Genomic DNA, 17523 nt, shown 5'->3' with positions numbered 1-17523 from the left:
GAACCGCCGCACCGGAAAGGAGTCGTCTCCTTCGCTACCGGTTACGCACGGTGAGTTGACCAGACACGTCATCCACGGCGTCGCCGCTTCAGAGAGCAACCAACCGCGTCGCAGTTCGGCGCCCCCGGCACCCCGTCGTTCGGGCGCCCGCAGGACAGAAACGTTGGGGGAGGTCACGAGTGGACATTGTCGTCAAGGGCCGCAACGTAGAGGTTCCCGACCACTATCGGGAACACGTCGCCGACAAGCTGAGCAAGGTCGAACGCTACGACCAGAAGCTGATCCGGGCCGACGTCGAGCTGTTTCACGAACGCAATCCGCGCCAGTCCGACACGTGTCAGCGAGTCGAGATCACGGTCGTGACGAGAGGCCCGGTCATCCGCGCCGAGGCTTGCGCCAAAGATTTCTACGCAGCCCTGGACTGCGCCATCAACAAGCTCGACGGCCGGCTGCGGCGATCCGCCGACCGGCGCCGGGTCCACCGCGGGCGGCACGCGCCCGTCTCGGTCGCAGCGGCCACCGCCGGTCTGCCGACCGATCTCAGCCTGGCCCAGGCGGCCGAGGAGAGCTCATCGGTCGCCACCGCCCTCGCGGAACACGACGAGGACCTGCCGTGGCGCATCGTGCGGGAGAAAGAGCATCCCGCTGACCCCATGACCGTCGACGACGCCCTCTTCCAGATGGAGCTCGTCGGCCACGACTTCTACCTGTTCCTCGACAAGGACAGCGGGCGTCCCAGCGTCGTGTACCGCCGGCGCGGCTACGACTACGGCATCCTGTCGCTCGGAACCACGGGCTAGTCACCCCATCGCCGAGGGCCTTCAGTTCAGAAGGTCCTCGGCCAGGAGGACGTACTGCACGTCGTCGGTGCGGGCCCCGTCCGGGCCGGGCAACCGCGCGCGCAGGTACGCCTCCCGGTGGAATCCGGCCTTCTCGAGCACCCGCTGCGAGCCGAGGTTGGTCGGCGCGGCGCCGGCGATCAGCCGCACCACGTCGGTCTCGGCGAACACCCACAACGACAGCAGCTGCGCGGCCCGCGTGGGAAATCCCCGACCGCGGTACGCCGGGAGCATGCTGTAGCCGATCATGGCCTGCTGCATCATCGGCTCGTCGTAGAACAGGCCGATGTCGCCGGCCGGCCGGCCCGTGGCCGCGTCCTCGATCACCAGATCGGCCCGGGTGCCGCCCAGCCACTGGGTATCGGCCCAGGCGCACCGCTGGCGGATCCGCTCGGCCGTCGGCGCGACCGGCGGCACGCTCGTCGCCACCACCTCGGGCAGGCCGAGCAGCTCGGTGAGGAAGGCTTCGTCGTCCGGGCCCAGCGGCCGCAGGCGCACCACCCCGTCGGAGAGCTCGCCGCCGGGCAGGTCGGGCAGCAACCTCGGCGGGAGCTCGTCCGGGTCGCCGGCCAGACGGGTGAAGATCACCATGTCGTCGCGGGCGCCGTCCCGGCCGGGCTGGACGCCACGGCGCCGGCCCTCGCGCTGGAAGCCGGCGGCCATGGCGACCCGCTGGCTGACCGGGTTGTCCAGGTGGGTGAGCAGCTCGAGGCGTTCCAGCCCGTGGTCGAGGGCATGAGCGCTCAGGGCTCGCAGCGCGGCGGTCGCCACCCCGCGCCGGCGGGCCCACGGGCCGACCCAGTAGCCGATCTCGGCCTGCCGGCGGGCCGGGACGACCTTGTCGAAGCCGATGCCGCCGAGCAGCTCGTCGGTCTCCGGACCGGCGATCGCGTAGAGCGCACCCCCGTCGGCCGAGGTGGCCACCACCTGCTCGGCGATGTACCGCTCGGCGTGCCTTACGGTGAACGGCGACGGCAGCGGAGGCAGGAAGCGTTGCGAGAGCGGATCGTCGAGCCCGGCCGCGAGAGCCTCGGCGTCGTCGGCGCGAAACGCCCGGAGGCGTACCCCGGTGCCGTTGATCTTCGCGATGGTCACGCCCTCTCTCCTCGGTCCCGCCTATCCTGCCGGAACGGCTCCGCTGTGAGCGAACTTGTTGCGAAGTTTCACACTGTTTGTGCGGTTAACCGGAGGCTCGGGTAACTGCTCCGCCCGAAGGATGCCTACGATGGTTCGGCAGACTGTCTAGGGGAGCGCTGACCCGTGTCGATTTTGGAAAAGGTCCTACGTGCCGGCGAAGGCCGCATGGTGCGCCGGCTCAAGGCGATCGCGCAGGCGGTCAATTCGATCGAGGACGACTATGTCGACCTGACCGATGACGAATTGCGGGAGTGCACCCAGCAGTTCCAAGAGCGTTATCAGGACGGCGAGTCGCTCGACTCGTTGCTGCCCGAGGCGTTCGCGGTCGCCCGTGAGGGCGCCAAGCGGGTGCTCGGCCAGCGGGCGTACGACGTCCAGCTGATGGGTGGCGCGGCGCTGCACTTCGGCAACATCCCGGAGATGAAGACCGGTGAGGGCAAGACCCTGACCGGTGTGTTCCCGGCCTACCTCAACGCGTTGAGCGGCAAGGGCGTGCACATCATCACCGTCAACGACTACCTCGCCCAGCGCGACGCCGAGTGGGTGGGCCGGGTGCATGTGTTCCTCGGCCTGAGTGTGGGCGTGATCCTGCCCAACCGGCCCGCCGCCGACCACCGCGCCGCCTACGAGTGCGACATCACGTACGGCACCAACAACGAGTTCGGCTTCGACTACCTGCGCGACAACATGGCGTGGTCGAAGGACGAGCTGGTGCAGCGCGGTCACCACTTCGCGATCGTCGACGAGGTCGACTCGATCCTGATCGACGAGGCCCGTACCCCGTTGATCATCTCGGGTCCGGCCGAGCACTCGGCCCGGTGGTACGGCGAGTTCGCCGCCCTGGTCGGCCGCCTCCAGCGCGGCAAGGACGGCGAGGGCGACTACGAGGTCGACGAGGCCAAGCGCACCGTCGCGATCACCGAGCGCGGCGTCGGCCGGGTCGAGGACCGCCTCGGCATCGACAACCTCTACGAGTCGGTGAACACGCCGCTGGTGGGCTACCTGAACAACGCCATCAAGGCCAAGGAGCTCTACAAGCGCGACAAGGACTACATCGTCGACGAGGGCGGCGAGGTCCTCATCGTCGACGAGTTCACCGGTCGCATCCTGCACGGCCGCCGCTACAACGAGGGCATGCACCAGGCCATCGAGGCCAAGGAGGGCGTCGAGGTCAAGCAGGAGAACCAGACCCTGGCGACCATCACCCTGCAGAACTACTTCCGGCTGTACGACAAGCTCGGCGGCATGACCGGTACGGCGCAGACCGAGGCCGGCGAGTTCAACAAGGTCTACAAGGTCGGCGTCGTGAGCATCCCGACCCACCGGCCGATGATCCGGATCGACCACCCCGACGTCATCTACAAGACCGAGAAGGCGAAGTTCGAGGCGGTCATCGAGGACATCGCCGAGCGGCACGCCTCCGGCCAGCCGATCCTCGTCGGCACGGTCTCGGTGGAGAACTCCGAGATCCTCTCGCAGCTGCTGCGCCGCCGCGGCATCCCGCACAGCGTGCTGAACGCGAAGTTCCACGCGCAGGAAGCCACGATCATCGCGCAGGCCGGCCGCAAGGGCGGCGTCACGGTCGCCACCAACATGGCCGGCCGTGGCACCGACATCCTGCTCGGCGGCAACCCCGAGTTCCTCGCGGCCAACGAGCTGGCCCAGCGCGGCCTCGACCCGGTGGAGAACCCCGAGGAGTACGCGAAGGCGCTCGAAGAGGTCCTGCCGGTCTGGAAGGAGGCGTGCGAGGAGGAGGCCGCCGAGGTGACGGCGGCCGGTGGTCTCTACGTGCTCGGCACCGAGCGGCACGACTCCCGCCGCATCGACAACCAGCTGCGCGGCCGCTCCGGCCGGCAGGGCGACCCGGGCGAGTCCCGGTTCTACCTGTCGCTGCAGGACGACCTGATGAAGCGGTTCCGCGCGGGCGCGGTCGAGGCCGTCATGGAGCGGTTCAACATCCCCGACGACGTGCCGATCGAGTCCAAGATGGTGACCCGGCAGATCCGCAGCGCCCAGACCCAGATCGAGGGTCAGAACGCCGAGATCCGCAGGAACGTCCTCAAGTACGACGAGGTGCTCAACAAGCAGCGCCAGGTCATCTACGCCGAGCGCAAGCGCGTGCTCGACGGCGAGGACATGCACGACCAGGTCGGCAACATGATCGGCGACGTGGTCAGCGACTACGTGGTGGCGGCGACCAGCGACGGCTACGCCGAGGACTGGGATCTCGACCAGCTCTGGACGAACCTCAAGCGGCTCTACCCGGTCTCGGTGACCATCGACGACCTGCTCGAGGAGTCCGGCGGCGAGCGTCAGGCGCTCGACCAGGAGTTCCTCACCGCGCGGCTCCGGCAGGACGCGGAGGCGGCCTATGCGACGCGCGAGGAGGAGCTCGGGGCCGAGGCCCTGCGCGAGCTCGAGCGCCAGGTGCTGCTCAGCGTCATCGACCGCAAGTGGCGCGAGCACCTCTACGAGATGGACTACCTGCAGGAAGGCATCAACCTGCGGGCGTACGCCCAGCGCGACCCGGTGGTCGAGTACCAGCGCGAGGGCTTCGACATGTTCAACCAGATGATGGAGGGCATCAAGGAGGAGGCGGTCGGGTTCCTGTTCAACCTGGAGGTCCAGGTCGAGGAGCAGCCCACGGTGACCGTCGACCCGAGCAAGGCGGTGCCCCTGCCCGCCGGCGGCGTGATGACCGACGAGGCCCCCGACAACGCGACGGACTCCGACCGCGTCGAGGTGCGGGCCAAGGGCCTGGGCGGCAGCCGCCGCCCGCAGAACCTGCAGTACACCGCGCCGGCGATCGACGGCGAGGCCGGCGAGGGCTCTCCGGTGATCCAGCACCCGCAACAGCAGCAGCAGGCTCCGGCGCTGGGCATCGGCCCCGGCGGCTCCCCGGTGCCGGCCAGCCCGGCCCACTCGGCGGGACGGACAGCGGCGCAGCCCGCGGGCCGGCAGACCGCCGAGTCCAACGGCCCGTCGCGCAACGCGCCCTGCTACTGCGGCTCGGGCAAGAAGTACAAGCGCTGCCACGGTGCCCCCGGAGCAGTCTGAGCACTGAGGCACTGAGGCACTGAGGCACTGAGGCACTGAGGCACTGAGGCACTGAGCAAGCAAGGCCGAACGACGGCCCGCCCGCGGAGAACCTCCGCCGGCGGGCCGTCGCCGTTCCCGGGGTGTGCTGCGGCCCGAGATGCCTGCCGCCGCGTCCTGGTTGTGGTGCGGCCCGAGATGCCTGCTGCCGCGCCTGGTTGTGGTGTGAACCCATGCTTGCTGCCGTTCACTCTGTGGTGCGGCCCGGGACGCCCGCTGCCGGGCGTGGTCGGTGGGCGCCCCGGGGGTCGGTGGTCAGATCAGCCGGAGCGCGGTGGCTCGCCAGGCTTCCTGATGCAGTTCCAGCCGCAGGGCCAGGGCCCAGGTGCGGTCGGCGGTCATCAGGGCCACCGCGGCCTCCACAGCGCCGGGACGGGGCTCGCAGAGGCGGAGGTGGAGGACGGCCACCGGGGACGGACGGCTCGGCCGCCGGCGACCCGGCCGGGCGGCGGCCCGCCGGAGATCGGACACCCGGTGGGCCGCGGCCGTGCCCTGGGCCACCACGTCCGAAGCCTCCATGGGCCGGGCCAGGCGGCGCAGGTGGGCCGGAGGCCGATGGCCGTTGAGGACCTCGACGCACGTCCGGACGAACTGCCGCACCGCGAGCCTCGCGTCGGCCGAGGCACCGGCGGCGGGGGAGTGCCGCGGCAGCCCGGAACCCGTCCGGGCCGACACAAGCCCGGCGCCTCCGGCCGGCACAAACCCAGCGCCGCCGGCCGACACAAACCCGGGGCCTCCGGCCGACGAAAGCCCGGCGCCTCCGCCCGACGCAGCGTCCGCCGGCCGAGGCGTCCCGTCTGGTGGTGGAGTCGCAGCGCCTGCTGACGGCGGCGCGGCATCCGGCGGTGGGAGCCGGGGCAGGTCGAGGGACAACTGATGGGCCGTGGCCCAGGCCGACGGCTCGAGCTCGTCGTCGAAGGGCGGCTCGCAGCGTGGGGCGGGACGCAGGCTGATCGCGGCCTCAAGCCCGGGTCGGATGGCCTCCAGCGTCCTGGGCATCGCCACACCACCTATTCTTCGTAATCTTGCGTTTGCCTTCGTTTGCCTGTGATAGCGAGTCTGAAGGCGCCGCAATCGGACGGTCAACGAGAGGCGAGATCGAACTGGATCAGACGGGAACACCGACAAACCAGGCGATCCTTGTCGTGACCCAAGAAGAAGAGGTCAGACGCGTGGCCGGCGCCGAGACGCGCGGTGATGGCGCACCATCTGAAGAACCGCCATGAGGCTTGCCGCCGGCGCAGGGCAGGGCATCGCCGGGTAGCGGTCAGTCCACCGGCGAGGCGAGCGGGTTCAGGGCGATTAGGTCATCGTCCGGTCGCGACCGGCGCAGGATCCACACCGACCGGATCGCCTCACCGGCCATCAGTCCGCTTCGGGCGAGGTCAGCGGATTCCGGGTGACCCAGGCTGCGGTTTCGGCGTACTTCTGCTCGATGTACTGCTCGAGGCGAGCGCGTTCGACCCGCCACTGACCCCGGCCGCCGATCTTGATTGCGGGCAGCTCGCCGCTGCGGACCATGTGGTAGACCTGCGACTCCGAGACGTTCAACTCGATGGCCACGTCGGAGAGCAGGAGGAAGCGCGTCTCCGTCATGTCACCCCTCGGTCCCTCGGTTTGCTTCAGTTTGCCACCGATGAGGCGCGCCGGAGTCCCCCGGGATCCGAAACGGCGGTCACCCGGGCTCGGAAATGGCGCGTCCGGTCAGCGGGCTCGAATAGACGACGCTGGTCGTGACCGCGCCCAGCCCGGCGATGCGACCGGTGATCTCCTCCAGGTGCCGCATCGACCGGGCCAGCACCTTGAGCACGAAGCAGTCGTCGCCCGTCACATGATGGGCCTCGACGATCTCGGGCGTGCTGTCCACCAGGGCGTGGAACGGACGATAGTTGCCCGTCGGATACCGCAGCCGCACGAACGCCATCACGTGCAGACCGAGGCGCTCGGGATCGAGACTGGCGCGATAGCCGGCGATCACGCCCGCCTCTTCGAGCCGGCGGATGCGCTCCGCGACCGCGCTGGGAGACATGGCGACGACGCGGGCCAATTCGGCGTACGAGGAGCGGCCGTCCTTCTGCAATTCGGTCAGCAACTGCCAGTCCGTACGGTCGAGCGCGAGATCCGTGGTCATGGCGGCCAAGTAAACGCGTTTCCCCGGTCGGGCGCCAGATGTGCCGGGGAACGACCATGTAAAGGCCAGGTGTCCGCACCTAGCGTGATGACCATGACGATGACTTCCGCAGGTCCGGCCACCCGCAACGACGCCCGGGCGGCCGCCGCCTTCTTCGCGGCCCGGCTCGCCTTTCAGACCGACGTCGCCGACGTCCGGGCGGCCCTGGCCGGCGGGCAGCCCGGCTTCGTGCTGATCGACTCCCGCTCCGCGGCGGCCTGGGACCAGGGGCACATCCCCGGCGCGATCCACCTGCCCACCGCCGACATCCCGGCCCGCGCCGCCGAACTGCTCGTCCCCGGCGTGCCCGTGGTGACGTACTGCTGGGGCCCGGGCTGCAACGGCGCCACCCGGGCGGCTCTGGCGCTGGCCGAAGCCGGCTTCTCCGTCAAGGAGATGATCGGCGGCCTCGAGTACTGGATCCGCGAGGGCTTCCCCCTGCGGGCCACCGCCGGCGACGTCACGGCGCCGGCCGACCCCCGCACCGCCCCGGTCCCCGAAGCCTGCGGCTGCTGACCCACACGGCCCGGCCCGCCACACGGCCCGGCCCGGCCGGCTCGCCACACGGCCCGGCCCGGCCGGCTCGGCACACGGCCCGGCCCGGCCGGCTCGGCACACGGCCCGGCCCGGCCGGCTCGGCACACGGCCCGGCCCGGCTCGCGCAGTGCCCTTCGGCGGAGCGCTGCGCGGGCCGGGCGCGCCCCGGCACGCCACGATCCGGGCACGACTGGTGGAATGGACCTTTTCCCCGCCGCGGCGGCGGTGTACTACGGGGAATGTCTACCGCTGGAGGAGACGTGCCGATCACCGAGCTGGTCCGGGTCTACGTGCCGGCCACCGTGCCGATGCTCGCGGCCCTGCGCGCCGAGGGCCGGCTGGGCTCCGGGCCGCTGGAGGCGCACGCCGTGACGCCCGCGCTCCGGGAGTGGTATGCCGAAGGCGACGAGGAGGAGCTCGAATACGTCGCCTTCACCCGGGCCGCCCAGGGCGCTCTGCACCTGCTGCGCCTCGACCCGGAGGCGCCCCGCCGCCGCGTGGTGATCTCGGCCGACGTGCCGTCGACGGCGCTGGTGCGCGAGGACATCGAGCTCGGCTCGAGCACGGTGCGGCTGCCGCAACCGGTGTCGATCAAAGAGGTGGCCGCGATCCACGTCGACAGCGAGGACGCGACCGAGGCTGTCGGTGCGGCCGCCGAGGTGGTCGACGAGGCCGCCGCGGGCGACCCGGACGCCCAGTTCACCGTCGACAGCGCCGAGGATCACGAGCTCGAGTGGTTCGCCGTGTCCGAGCTCGACGAGCTGCTCTAGTCAGGTCGCTGCGGGCGCCTCTTCGGAAGCCTCGGCCGGGGCGATCGTGCGGCCCACGGCGATCGTGGCGGAGACCGCGCCGACGAAGAGGACGATCAGGGCGCTGTTGAGGCGGGCGCCGCCGAGCATCTGCTGCACCACGAGTTCCAGCTCGCTCACCTTGCCGGCCAGGTCGAGCACCCGGTTGCCGGCCGTACGGGTCAGGATCTCGGCGATGACCAGCAGCAGGCCCGCGCCGGCGCCGGCCAGGCTGTAGAGCGGCCACGGCACGTCCAGGCCGGCCGTCCGGCGCCGGGCCCGGCGCAGGACGAAGTAGGTCACCAGCCCGGCCGCGAGACCACTGAGGAATCCCTGGCCGTAGGTGAGCCACTGGGACGCGTCGGCCCGCGAGCGCGCCTCGTCCGAGCTGATCGCGTCGAGCAGCGGGCCCTGGAAGAGGTTGAGCACCAGGCCGACCAGGAAGACGGCCACCGAGGCCCAGCCGATGGCGTGCACGACGCGGGGGATGCGGAAGCCGGCCAGTGCCCCGCCGATGGTCGCGGCCGCGGCCACGGTGCCGCCCATCACCGCGTACAGCCAGCCTTCGGTGTTGATCGTCACGATGACCAGGGCGCCCAGCACGCCGATGACCAGGCCGCTGCCGGTGGCGATCGCGAAGCGGGTGCTCACCCCGAAGTCGCGCCGCCGGCCGAGGAGGGCCAGCACGGCAAGGGCCACGGTGGACCCGGCGACCAGGGCGGCCGAGATCGCGCCGGGCAACGCGTACGCCGTGGAGGTGACCTCCATCTCGACGTCGGCCCGTCCGGTGATGGTGGCGCGCGCCGACCACAGCATCGCGCCCATCCAGACGACCGTGACGCCGGCCAGGACCAGACCGCTCGACGAGGTGGCAGCCGCCGGTTGCGGGGCCGGTGCGACCTCCTGCTCTGTCATGGACGCCAGGGTACGCGGCGGATTCGCCCGGCCGGAAAGCCGTCCGCCGGCCCCGGACAGCGGCCCCGGAAGCCCTCCGGACGGCGAAACGGAGTCCATTGTCGCAATAAAGCGGAACGGAGCCGTTTCCGAGCGGCGGTCTGTCCGACTTTCGGGGGTTTGATGCCCGGCATCGCCGTCTGACCGTTTGGTTAGCGCCATTTTAGCTGCTCAGCGCGCGTTTTTTCGGCAAAACGCGCCGTCTCGACCCTCGTGGTCGGACTGTCTGTGCGGGACAGTTCATTGTGGAGACGCAAACTGGACGGATCGGGCGAAATCCTGGACGTCGGCGCGACAAAGTGGCAGCTTAGAAGGCATGCCCGACTCTCAAATCAATCCCACGGCTGCCGCGCTGCTCGGCCTGCTTCACGAGGGGCCGATGACCGGCGGACAGCTCATGGCGGCTGCCGAACGCCGTCTCGGGCCATACTGGTCGATGACGCGGAGCCAGGTCTACCGCGAATTGCCGGTTCTCGCCGAAATGGGCTACGTCCGTCTCGGCAAGCCCGGCCCGAGATCCAGCCAGCCCTACGCCATCACCGCCGCCGGCAAACGAGCCTTCAGCCGGTGGCTGGCCGAGCCCGCCGGCCGGGACGCCTTGCGCAACCCGGTCGCCCTGCGGGTCGCTTTCGGCGATCAGCACAGCGGCAATCAGCTGCAAACCCTCTACACCGGCGCCAGCGAGTACCACTCCGAGGCCATGGCCATGGCCAAGGAGCAGGCGAAGGAAGCGAAGAAGGCGGGCGACCAGTACGGCGCCGCGGCCCTCGAGTTCGCCGTCGCCTATCACAAGGCGGCCCTGAGCTGGCTCAAGGTCGCTCCGACGACCTGACATCATGCCGCCCCGGCCAGCTTTCTGGCCGGGGCGGCGTAGTCTTGACTGTCGTGACTGCTGCCGACTATCCCGAGCAACTCAAGACCCTCGACGCCACCCTGCGCAACATCGAGAACGTCCTGGACGTCGACAAGCTGCGCCGGGACAAGGCAGACCTCGAGGAGCAAGCCTCCGCTCCGGACCTGTGGGACGACCAGGCCCGGGCGCAGGAGGTCAACAGCCGCCTGGCCTATGTCTCCGGCGAGATCCACCGGATCGAGCGCCTGCGCTCGCGGATCGACGACGCCACCCTTCTTCTCGAGATGGCCGAGGCCGAAGGCGACCAGGGCTCGATCGGCGAGGTCGGCGACGAACTGGTCTCGCTGCACAAGGCCGTCGAGGAGATGGAAGTACGCACCCTGCTGTCGGGGGAGTACGACGCCCGCGAGGCGGTGGTGGCGATCCGGGCCGGCGCCGGTGGCGTCGACGCGGCCGACTTCGCCGAGATGCTCATGCGGATGTATCTGCGCTGGGCCGAGCGGCACGGCTACCCCACCGAGGTCTACGAGACGTCGTACGCGGAAGAGGCGGGACTCAAGTCGGCCACCTTCGCGGTCAAGGTCCCGTACGCCTACGGCACGCTCAGCGTCGAGTCGGGCACCCACCGCCTGGTGCGGATCAGCCCGTTCGACAACCAGGGCCGCCGGCAGACCAGCTTCGCCGGCGTCGAGGTGATGCCCGTGGTCGAGCAGACCGACCACATCGACATCCCGGAGAACGAGCTCCGCACCGACGTCTACCGTTCGTCGGGTCCCGGTGGACAGAGCGTTAACACCACCGACTCCGCCGTGCGCCTCACGCACATTCCGACCGGCATCGTCGTGACCTGTCAGAACGAGAAGTCGCAGCTGCAGAACAAGGCTTCGGCGATGCGCGTGCTCCAGGCGCGGCTGCTCGAGCGCAAGCGCCAGGAGGAGCAGGCCAAGATGGCCGGCCTCAAGCAGGACACGACCGGATCGTGGGGCGACCAGATGCGGTCGTACGTTCTGCACCCCTACCAGATGGTCAAGGATCTGCGCACTGAGCAGGAGACGGGCAACCCGTCGTCGGTCTTCGACGGTGAGCTCGACGAGTTCATCGAGGCCGGCATCCGGTGGCGCAAGCAGACCGAGAAGGCGAGCTGATCCTCTGCTCCGCCGGGTCTTCGGTACGGACGGCCACGGCGCCTGAACGCTCGGTCAGGCGCCGCCGTCCGGCCGCGGGTTTCTTTACCGGTGATGCACATTGGCCGACCCGGCGGGCTTGGCGTTTCCGTTACACCGCGTAGACTGCCTTCCCGTGATTCAGCTCGAGAACGTGACGAAGACGTACCCCAAGGCGTCTCGGCCGTCGCTGGACGATGTCAGCGTCGGAATCGAGAAGGGTGAGTTCGTCTTCTTCATCGGCCCCTCCGGTTCCGGCAAGTCGACGATCATCAAGCTACTGCTGCACGAGGTCTCCCCGACTCAGGGCAAGGTCATGGTGAACGCCAAGGACGTGACCTCGATCCGGTCGTGGAAGATCCCCCACTTCCGCCGTTCCATCGGTTGCGTGTTCCAGGACTTCCGCCTGCTGCCCAACCGCACCGCGTACGAGAACGTGGCCTTCGCTCTGGAGGTCATCGGCAAGACGAAGGCCGTGTCCCGGCGCGTCGTGCCCGAGGTTCTCGAACTGGTCGGTCTCGGCGGCAAGGAGCACCGTTACCCGCACGAGCTCTCCGGTGGCGAGCAGCAGCGTGTGGCGGTCGCCCGGGCGTTCGTCAACCGCCCGCTCATCCTGCTGGCCGACGAGCCCACCGGAAACCTGGACCCCGACACCTCTATCGAGATCATGCGACTGCTCGACCGGATCAACCGGACCGGCACGACGGTCGTGATGGTCACCCACGACTCCAACATCGTCAACCAGATGCGCCGCCGCGTCATCGAGATCGAAAGCGGTCGGATCGTTCGCGACCAGGCTCGCGGCGTCTACGGCTGAGCTCCGCCTGTTTCCCCCGACTGAAGAAGTAATGCGCGGAGTCCCGGAAGGAACCCCCCGATGCGCTTGAAGTACGTCCTCAACGAGGTCCTGGTGGGCCTGTGGCGCAACGTCACGATGACGGTCGCCATGATCATCACCATGGCTGTCTCGCTGACCATGCTGGGCGCGAGTGTGCTGCTCTACATGCAGGTCGACCAGATGAAGAACTTCTACTACGGCGAGATCGAGGTCTCGATCTTCCTGCGCACGGACGTCACCGACGCCCAGCGCCAGGCGATCGACTCCGCGATCTCGGCGAACCCGCTGGTCGCCAACAAGACCTACGAGACCCGCGAAGAGGCGCTCAAGCGATTCCAGCAGCTCTGGAAGGACTCGCCCGAGTTCGTCAACTCGGTCGGCCCGAACAGCCTGCCCGAGTCCTTCCGGGTCAAGCTGAAGAACCCGGAGACCTACAAGACGTTCACCGACCAGATGACCGGGATGCAGGGCATTCAGGACATCATCGACCAGCGTGCGCTGCTCGACAAGGTGTTCAACATCTTCAACGCCATCCAGGTGGGGGCGCTTGTGGTCGCGGGGGTGATGGCGTTGGCCGCGCTGCTCCTCGTCGGAAACACCATCCAGGTCGCCGCGTACAGCAAGCGCCGCGAGGTCGCGGTGATGAAGCTGGTGGGTGCGTCGAACTGGTTCATCCAGGCGCCGTTCGTGCTCGAGGCGGTGGTGGCCGGCGTCATCGGCGCGTTGCTCGGCTTCATCTTCCTGTTCTTCAGCAAGGTCGTGCTGCTGGACAACAAGCTCCAGGCGCTCACGAACATCCTGACGCCGATCGACAACGGCAACGTGTGGCTCATGCTGCCGCTGCTCGCCGGGGTCGGCGCGGTCGTCAGCGCGGTCACCGCCTGGATCACGCTCCGCTTCTACCTCAAGGTCTAGTCCCGATACCTCAAAGTCGGGTACCGACGCCGACTGTCCACCCATCGAGCTGACATCACCTCAATGGCCGCGATCCTCACGGGGACGCGGCCGTTGGGCGTTTTGGGGGCTAAGTCGCCGAAGATCGAGTTACGGTGCTCGTCGTGTGGTCTAAATGTCGACATAGCCGGAAACATGCTCTTGCGGGGCTTTTCGCAAGTCTGCTCCTGATCGCACCCCAGCCCGCGAAGGCCGCCCCGGGCGACGACGCCGACCGGGCCGGACGAGCCGTCCAGCGGGCCGAAGCCGTTCTGGAACACGCTACCGACCTGGCCCGGGCGGCCGCCCGCAAGCTCGAGGCGGCCACCGCCGCGATGCCGGCTGCCCGCACCAGGGTCGCCACGTCCCGTGGCACGGTGGCGGCGGCCCTCGCTGCGGCCAAGTCCGCGAGCCGCCGCGCCACTGCCGCCCGGGAGGCGTACGCGAAGGTCGCCGACCGCTTCCAGCTGGCCCAGGACCGGGTGACCGGGGCTCGCGAGCGGGTCGACGAGATCGCCACGGCCAGCTACATGGGCAGCAACTTCGCCCAGCTCAACGTGCTCGTCGACGCCGCCGGGCCGTCCGACATGATGGACCGGATGAGCATCGTCGAGCAGATCATGCGCAGCCAGCAGGAGGATGTCGACGCTCTGGTCTCGGCGCGCCGCGAGGCCCGTACGGAACAGGACCGGGCCGGACTGGCCAAGCGCGCCGCCGAAGAGGCCGAGACCGCCGCGCGGGACCGCCTGGCCGACGCGCGAGCGGCGCAGGCGGCCGCCGAACGAGCCCGGGTGGCCCTGGAGAAACTCACCCAGACCCGGTACGCCGCGCTCAAGGTGGCGACCGCCCAGCGGTCCGCCGTCCTGGCCCGATACCAGGCCGCCAAGGCCGAGGAGGCGCGGATCCAGACGGCCCTGCGCGGCTACTCGCGCAAGTCGGGAGACGTCAGGTACGGCGGTGGCCGGCTGCTCATGCCGGTCACCGGCTGGAAGTCGAGCGACTACGGGCAGCGCTACGACCCGTACTACCGGGTGTGGCAACTGCACGCCGGCATGGACATCGCCGCCGGCGGGGGCACACCGATCCGCGCGGCGGCGTTCGGCCGGGTGATCAGGGCCGGGTGGGCCGGCGGGTACGGCAACTTCACGTGCATCAGCCACGGCAAGATTTCCGGCGTCGGCTTCCAGACCTGTTACGGCCACCAGTCGGCGATGCTGGTCAACGTCGGCGAGTACGTACGCCGCGGCGAGGTGATCGGCCGGGTCGGCACCACGGGTGCGTCGACGGGCTACCACCTTCACTTCGAGACCCGCTTCGACGGCGCGCCCCGCGACCCGGCGAACTATCTGCCGCCGTGTCTGTGTTGAGTCTTCAGTAACATGTGAAGCTCAGACACTCATCCACAGGGGGTTCGGCGGCATGCCACGCGAACAAGGTCGCAAGGTCGTCGCCTCCAACCGCAAGGCCTACCACGACTACGCCATCCTCGACACGTACGAGGCCGGCCTGGTGCTCACCGGCACCGAGGTCAAGTCGTTGCGGGCCGGGCGGGCCTCGCTGGTCGACGCGTTCGGCCACGAGAACAACGGCGAGATCTTCCTGCACGGGATGCACATCCCGGAATACACGCAGGGCACCTGGACCAACCACGAGCCGCGGCGGGTCCGCAAGATGCTCCTGCACCGCGACGAGATCCTCAAGATGCGCACCAAGATGCGCGACGACGGCATCACCCTGGTCCCGCTCCAGGTCTACTTCGAGAACGGGTACGCCAAGGTCGAGATCGGCCTGGCCCGGGGCAAGAAGAGCTACGACAAGCGGCAGGACCTGGCCAGCCGGGACGCCCAGAAGGAGATCAACCGCTCCCTGGGCAGGCGTGCCAAAGGCATGTCCTAGCAGGTACTCTTCCCCGCCGGCGCCTTCGATGATCGTCGGCGCCGGTTGTGGGGAGGGGAGCGGAGGGTGGCTGCCAAGCACTCCGTGAGCATGTTCGGAACGGCCCGGTTCGTCCTGAGCTTCGCCGTGGCGATCCTGGTGCTGCTGGTCGTCTGGGTCGCCGTACGTGCCGTCGGCCCCGCCGAGGCCGCCAAGCAGCCCGGTGTCGTGCTCCCCTCGATCCCCCGGGTGACGATCGCCGCGCCGCCACCGACCACCTCGGCTGCACCCAAGCCCAGCCCGTCGAGGTCGCGGACGGCCGCCGCACGTACCTCCAAGCCCATACCGGAAGCCCAGCCGACCACCGAGCGGCCCCCGACGACCCGGCCCACCCCGTCACCGACGGAGAAGACCAGCGTCGAGGCGACCCTCTCGGTCGGCGCGACCTGGGACGAGGGCTACGTCGCGGCGGTCCGCGTCACCAACGAGGGTGACCGGGCGGTCGAGTGGAAGGTGACCGTCAGCCACGAGGATCTGGAAGACCTGGAGCTGCGCGGAGTGTGGAACGCCAAGGGGAATGTGGCCGGCAGCAGCCTTGTTTTCACCGGTGGCAGGCTCGAGCCCGGCCGCACCGCGTCCTTCGGCTACCAGACATCGAAGGACGGACGCGGCAAGGCGAGGCCGTCCGGCTGTAATGCGCTGGGCGGCTCCTGCCGCGTCAGGTAAGATGGCACAGTTCCATGCAGTGGCACGTCCCAGGGGGTGACTGGTTTCGACTTCGAATGTGGAGACAGGGGAAGCGAGCCGAGGAAGCCGACGTCGTCTCGAGAATCGGTCGTCGGAAAATTATAAGCGCCAATAACCAGCGCGCTGACTTCGCTCTCGCCGCCTGAGGCGAGTAGCTAAGTCTGTCGGACCGGGAGTACCTCCGTCCCGGAATTCCGGCATCAGCTAGGAGGTTGGCCAATCGGTCCCGGTCGCGGGGACCGTGCGGCGAGATTAATCAGCGACTGGGCCCGTCACAGGAACTTGCTCACGTGATTCCCGGGGCCGAGTAGAGGCATAGTGAGCTGCGCTCGGAGAAGCCCTGACAAAGCGACGAAGGACCCGGGTTCGATTCCCGGCACCTCCACTGCAAGATCAAAGTAAAGCCCCGGCCAGCAGGCCGGGGCTTTACTTTGTCGAGGGTCTTGGTGCGAGTGGCCGCGATCCCTAAGCGATCAGCGCTTTGGCGGGATGTGCTTGCCGAGCATCGATGCCTGGACCGAGACCATGTTCCGCGGCGAGTCGCTCGATCAGCTTTCGCCGTTCGCGCTCGCTGCCGAAGCGGATGAGCGCTTGTGCGATGCTGGTGAGGGCAGGTCTGAGAGTGACGGCGTGCATGAGCAATGCCATGTCGATCGATATGTCAGTCTCGTGGGCGTAGGGACTCGAGCCATTCCCTGCCGCTGGCGCCGTTGTCGATCTGCCAGAAGGACCAACCGTTGCGGTTGCCGTTGACGCTGGGCTTGTACTGCCTGACGACGGCCCGTGCCGCGCCGGTCGGGGTTCTTGAACGATCTGCCGGCAAGGGGCCGTCTGTGATCTCGACCCTCAGCAGGACCTGCGCCATGCTCTGGGTGCCGTCCTGCGGAACTGGTACCGTGTTGTGGTACAAGACTGGGGGGTGTGCGGTGGCGCTGTCTGCGAGTGAGGCACGGAAGCGACTTTTCCCGTTGATTGAGCAGGTCAACGACGACGAAGAGGCGGTGGAGATCGTCTCGAAGTCTGGCACTGCCTTCCTTGTGCCCGAGCATTTGTGGCGCTCGTTGGTGGAGACGCGGTACCTACTCAGGTCGCCGGCGAACGCGCGGAGGCTGCTGGACAGCGTGGCCAGGGTCGAGGCCGGAGAGTTCGAGAGGCGCGATCTGATCTCTGATGCGGAGGAGATGGGGCGTCAAGCCTCGTGAACGTCGCATTCGACAAGACCGGCTGGGAGGACTACACCTCGTGGGCGGGTGAGCCCAAAATGATTCGCCGGATCAATCGGATGATCGCGGAGGCGTTGCCCGATCCCGGGCAGGGGATCGGGAAACCGGAGCGACTGACCGAGAATCTCAGCGGCTATTGGTCGCGACGGATCACCGACGAGCATCGGCTCGTCTACACCGTGCGCGGCGAGAACCTGATCATCGTTCAAGCTCGCTATCACTACTGAGCACGGGTTCTGCGGAGTGGGCTGGCCTGGTCCGGGTGGTTCAAGTAAGCCGATAGCACTTCCACGAGAGGGTTCTCACCTGAACCCACAGCGGCACCGTCCAGCTGGGCGGTGCCGCTTTCGTTTTCGGGCGTAGTTGATCC

Annotated in this window: 18 protein-coding genes, 1 other RNA gene and 2 pseudogenes; 15 read left to right on the top strand and 6 right to left on the bottom strand. The window is 68.8% G+C overall.

Translation table 11 applies throughout. The features are described 5' to 3' along the window. Positions 1-179: 179 nt before the first annotated feature. Entirely contained in the window at positions 180-800 is a 621-nt protein-coding gene (hpf, locus tag HJC40_RS12295) for a ribosome hibernation-promoting factor, HPF/YfiA family (RefSeq protein WP_250001018.1), read from the top strand. A 21-nt stretch (positions 801-821) separates the two neighbouring features. Here the strand turns inward: hpf and HJC40_RS12290 are convergent, their stop codons facing one another. Then, a complete protein-coding gene (locus tag HJC40_RS12290; protein ID WP_250001016.1) occupies positions 822-1934 on the bottom strand; it encodes a GNAT family N-acetyltransferase in 1113 nt (370 codons plus the stop codon). A 165-nt stretch (positions 1935-2099) separates the two neighbouring features. Here HJC40_RS12290 and secA point away from each other — a divergent pair. Together secA and HJC40_RS46595 are read left to right on the top strand one after the other, a co-directional pair. Further along, positions 2100-4620 (top strand): annotated as a pseudogene (gene secA / locus HJC40_RS12285) (preprotein translocase subunit SecA); the annotation flags it as partial. 92 nt (positions 4621-4712) lie between these two features. Further along, positions 4713-5033: pseudogene (locus HJC40_RS46595) on the top strand (SEC-C metal-binding domain-containing protein); the annotation flags it as partial. A 294-nt stretch (positions 5034-5327) separates the two neighbouring features. On the opposite strand, the gene HJC40_RS46110 reads toward HJC40_RS46595, so the two are convergent. The 3 genes from HJC40_RS46110 to HJC40_RS12270 all read right to left on the bottom strand — a co-directional run bounded on the left by HJC40_RS46110 (position 5328) and on the right by HJC40_RS12270 (position 7203). Beyond that, positions 5328-5747: an Rv3235 family protein gene (locus HJC40_RS46110; protein WP_250001014.1), complete on the bottom strand. Its 420-nt coding sequence runs from the start codon at positions 5745-5747 to the stop codon at positions 5328-5330. Between the two features lie 690 nt (positions 5748-6437). Continuing rightward, a complete protein-coding gene (locus HJC40_RS12275; RefSeq protein WP_250001013.1) occupies positions 6438-6668 on the bottom strand; it encodes an AlpA family transcriptional regulator in 231 nt (76 codons plus the stop codon). A gap of 79 nt (positions 6669-6747) precedes the next feature. After that, positions 6748-7203: an Lrp/AsnC family transcriptional regulator gene (locus tag HJC40_RS12270; RefSeq protein WP_250001012.1), complete on the bottom strand. Its 456-nt coding sequence runs from the start codon at positions 7201-7203 to the stop codon at positions 6748-6750. Between the two features lie 99 nt (positions 7204-7302). On the opposite strand from HJC40_RS12270, the gene HJC40_RS12265 reads away from it, so the two are divergent. Together HJC40_RS12265 and HJC40_RS12260 are read left to right on the top strand one after the other, a co-directional pair. Further along, on the top strand, positions 7303-7758 hold the full coding sequence (locus HJC40_RS12265) for a rhodanese-like domain-containing protein (RefSeq protein WP_374271772.1): 456 nt from the start codon (positions 7303-7305) through the stop codon (positions 7756-7758). A gap of 260 nt (positions 7759-8018) precedes the next feature. Beyond that, positions 8019-8549, top strand: a complete 531-nt coding sequence (locus tag HJC40_RS12260) for a hypothetical protein (RefSeq protein WP_250001010.1) — start codon at positions 8019-8021, stop codon at positions 8547-8549. On the opposite strand, the gene HJC40_RS12255 is transcribed toward HJC40_RS12260, so the two are convergent. After that, positions 8550-9482 carry a hypothetical protein gene (locus tag HJC40_RS12255; protein WP_250001009.1) on the bottom strand — a complete coding sequence of 311 codons (933 nt, stop codon included), beginning with the start codon at positions 9480-9482 and terminating at the stop codon, positions 8550-8552. A gap of 355 nt (positions 9483-9837) precedes the next feature. Between HJC40_RS12255 and HJC40_RS12250 the strand changes: the two genes are divergently transcribed. The 8 genes from HJC40_RS12250 to ssrA all read left to right on the top strand — a co-directional run bounded on the left by HJC40_RS12250 (position 9838) and on the right by ssrA (position 16318). Further along, positions 9838-10353, top strand: a complete 516-nt coding sequence (locus tag HJC40_RS12250) for a PadR family transcriptional regulator (RefSeq protein WP_250001008.1) — start codon at positions 9838-9840, stop codon at positions 10351-10353. 53 nt (positions 10354-10406) lie between these two features. Then, on the top strand, positions 10407-11519 hold the full coding sequence (gene prfB, locus HJC40_RS12245; RefSeq protein ID WP_250001007.1) for a peptide chain release factor 2: 1113 nt from the start codon (positions 10407-10409) through the stop codon (positions 11517-11519). Between the two features lie 154 nt (positions 11520-11673). Beyond that, complete coding sequence (gene ftsE, locus HJC40_RS12240; RefSeq protein ID WP_203378949.1) at positions 11674-12354, top strand: cell division ATP-binding protein FtsE; 681 nt, start codon at positions 11674-11676, stop codon at positions 12352-12354. Between the two features lie 60 nt (positions 12355-12414). Further along, entirely contained in the window at positions 12415-13290 is an 876-nt protein-coding gene (gene ftsX / locus HJC40_RS12235; RefSeq protein ID WP_250001006.1) for a permease-like cell division protein FtsX, read from the top strand. Positions 13291-13433: 143 nt separating this feature from the next. Then, positions 13434-14675: a M23 family metallopeptidase gene (locus tag HJC40_RS12230; RefSeq protein WP_250001005.1), complete on the top strand. Its 1242-nt coding sequence runs from the start codon at positions 13434-13436 to the stop codon at positions 14673-14675. Between the two features lie 52 nt (positions 14676-14727). Continuing rightward, a complete protein-coding gene (gene smpB, locus HJC40_RS12225; protein WP_250001004.1) occupies positions 14728-15204 on the top strand; it encodes an SsrA-binding protein SmpB in 477 nt (158 codons plus the stop codon). Between the two features lie 66 nt (positions 15205-15270). Then, positions 15271-15909, top strand: coding sequence for a cellulose binding domain-containing protein (locus HJC40_RS12220; protein WP_250001003.1), 639 nt, complete (start codon positions 15271-15273; stop codon positions 15907-15909). Positions 15910-15941: 32 nt separating this feature from the next. Then, positions 15942-16318: a transfer-messenger RNA gene (ssrA, locus tag HJC40_RS12215) on the top strand. A gap of 77 nt (positions 16319-16395) precedes the next feature. On the opposite strand, the gene HJC40_RS12210 is transcribed toward ssrA, so the two are convergent. Next, positions 16396-16578 (bottom strand): hypothetical protein, encoded by a 183-nt coding sequence (locus HJC40_RS12210; RefSeq protein ID WP_250001002.1) that lies wholly within the window; start codon positions 16576-16578, stop codon positions 16396-16398. A 185-nt stretch (positions 16579-16763) separates the two neighbouring features. Here HJC40_RS12210 and HJC40_RS12205 point away from each other — a divergent pair, with 185 nt between their 5' ends. Together HJC40_RS12205 and HJC40_RS12200 are read left to right on the top strand one after the other, a co-directional pair. Then, entirely contained in the window at positions 16764-17132 is a 369-nt protein-coding gene (locus HJC40_RS12205) for a type II toxin-antitoxin system prevent-host-death family antitoxin (protein WP_308200887.1), read from the top strand. After that, positions 17129-17380 carry a Txe/YoeB family addiction module toxin gene (locus HJC40_RS12200; RefSeq protein WP_250001001.1) on the top strand — a complete coding sequence of 84 codons (252 nt, stop codon included), beginning with the start codon at positions 17129-17131 and terminating at the stop codon, positions 17378-17380. Before HJC40_RS12205 ends, HJC40_RS12200 begins: the two co-directional genes overlap by 4 nt. Positions 17381-17523: the final 143 nt, after the last annotated feature.

Origin of the sequence: Actinoplanes sp. M2I2 (assembly GCF_023544445.1) — a bacterium.
Classification (GTDB): Bacteria; Actinomycetota; Actinomycetes; order Mycobacteriales; family Micromonosporaceae; genus Actinoplanes.
The sequence above is the reverse complement of the archived record's forward strand: the minus strand, read 5'-3'. Positions and strand labels throughout refer to the sequence as shown.

Excerpts from the sequence above, each read along its gene's own strand:
- HJC40_RS12275 (WP_250001013.1), bottom strand. The coding sequence starts at position 6,668 with ATGACGGAGACGCGCTTCCTCCTGCTCTCCGACGTGGCCATCGAGTTG.
- HJC40_RS12270 (WP_250001012.1), bottom strand. The coding sequence starts at position 7,203 with ATGACCACGGATCTCGCGCTCGACCGTACGGACTGGCAGTTGCTGACC.
- HJC40_RS12265 (WP_374271772.1), top strand. The coding sequence starts at position 7,303 with ATGACTTCCGCAGGTCCGGCCACCCGCAACGACGCCCGGGCGGCCGCC.
- HJC40_RS12260 (WP_250001010.1), top strand. The coding sequence starts at position 8,019 with ATGTCTACCGCTGGAGGAGACGTGCCGATCACCGAGCTGGTCCGGGTC.
- HJC40_RS12255 (WP_250001009.1), bottom strand. The coding sequence starts at position 9,482 with ATGACAGAGCAGGAGGTCGCACCGGCCCCGCAACCGGCGGCTGCCACC.
- HJC40_RS12250 (WP_250001008.1), top strand. The coding sequence starts at position 9,838 with ATGCCCGACTCTCAAATCAATCCCACGGCTGCCGCGCTGCTCGGCCTG.
- ftsX (WP_250001006.1), top strand. The coding sequence starts at position 12,415 with ATGCGCTTGAAGTACGTCCTCAACGAGGTCCTGGTGGGCCTGTGGCGC.
- smpB (WP_250001004.1), top strand. The coding sequence starts at position 14,728 with ATGCCACGCGAACAAGGTCGCAAGGTCGTCGCCTCCAACCGCAAGGCC.
- HJC40_RS12210 (WP_250001002.1), bottom strand. The coding sequence starts at position 16,578 with ATGGCATTGCTCATGCACGCCGTCACTCTCAGACCTGCCCTCACCAGC.